The organism is Nostoc sp. 106C (genome assembly GCF_002154725.1).
Lineage (GTDB): Bacteria > Cyanobacteriota > Cyanobacteriia > Cyanobacteriales > Nostocaceae > Aulosira.
The window spans coordinates 1-1,149 of record NZ_MTAW01000004.1 but is presented as its reverse complement, the minus strand read 5'-3'; the positions used below and the strand labels follow the sequence as shown (position 1 = coordinate 1,149).

The 1,149-nt window shown below is 49.0% G+C and carries 1 protein-coding gene; it reads left to right on the top strand.

What is annotated here, in order from left to right; genetic code table 11:
- Nucleotides 1-17: 17 nt before the first annotated feature.
- The gene (gene psbA / locus BV375_RS00050) at nucleotides 18-1,100 is read left to right on the top strand and encodes a photosystem II q(b) protein (protein ID WP_086755939.1); all 1,083 of its coding nucleotides are present in this window, start codon (nucleotides 18-20) and stop codon (nucleotides 1,098-1,100) included.
- The last annotated feature ends 49 nt before the right edge of the window (nucleotides 1,101-1,149 follow it).

Genomic DNA, 1,149 nt, shown 5'->3' with positions numbered 1-1,149 from the left:
ATCGCAATCATAAAACCATGACAGCAACTCTACAACAGCGCGCCAGCGCCAACGTATGGGATCGCTTCTGCGAATGGATCACCAGCACCAGCAACCGTCTATACATCGGTTGGTTCGGCGTCCTGATGATCCCAACCCTATTAGCCGCTACCACTTGCTTCGTAATCGCCTTCATCGCTGCTCCTCCAGTAGACATCGATGGTATCCGTGAACCTGTTGCAGGTTCCTTACTTTACGGCAACAACATCATCTCTGGTGCAGTAGTTCCTTCTTCTAACGCGATCGGTTTGCACTTCTACCCAATTTGGGAAGCTGCTTCCTTGGATGAGTGGTTGTACAACGGTGGTCCCTACCAATTGGTGATTTTCCACTTCTTACTGGGTGTATTCTGCTACCTAGGTCGGGAATGGGAACTCAGCTACCGCTTGGGTATGCGTCCTTGGATCTGCCTAGCATTCTCTGCACCTGTAGCAGCAGCGACCGCAGTCTTCTTGATTTACCCCATCGGTCAAGGTTCATTCTCCGATGGTATGCCTTTGGGTATCTCTGGAACCTTCAACTTCATGATTGTGTTCCAAGCTGAGCACAACATCCTAATGCACCCCTTCCACATGCTCGGTGTAGCTGGTGTGTTTGGTGGAAGTTTATTCTCTGCAATGCACGGTTCACTCGTAACTTCTTCTTTGGTTCGTGAAACCACCGAAAACGAATCACAAAACTACGGTTACAAGTTCGGTCAAGAAGAAGAAACCTACAACATCGTTGCTGCACACGGTTACTTCGGTCGTCTGATCTTCCAATACGCTTCTTTCAACAACAGCCGTTCTCTGCACTTCTTCTTGGCTGCATGGCCTGTAGTCGGTATCTGGTTTACCGCGCTGGGTGTGAGCACAATGGCGTTCAACTTGAACGGTTTCAATTTCAACCAGTCTGTGATTGATTCGACTGGTCGCGTCATCGGTACTTGGGCTGATGTGATCAACCGCGCTAATTTGGGTATGGAAGTGATGCACGAGCGTAACGCTCACAACTTCCCTCTCGATTTGGCTGCTGGCGAAGTTACTCCTGTAGCTCTGAGTGCTCCTGCTATCAACGGTTAATTTCTGAGAAATCAACAATAGCTTCTGTGTGAGTTAAAAGCGCTCTTCC

Coding starts and splice junctions, on each gene's coding strand:
- psbA (WP_086755939.1), top strand. CDS start 18: ATGACAGCAACTCTACAACAGCGCGCCAGCGCCAACGTATGGGATCGC.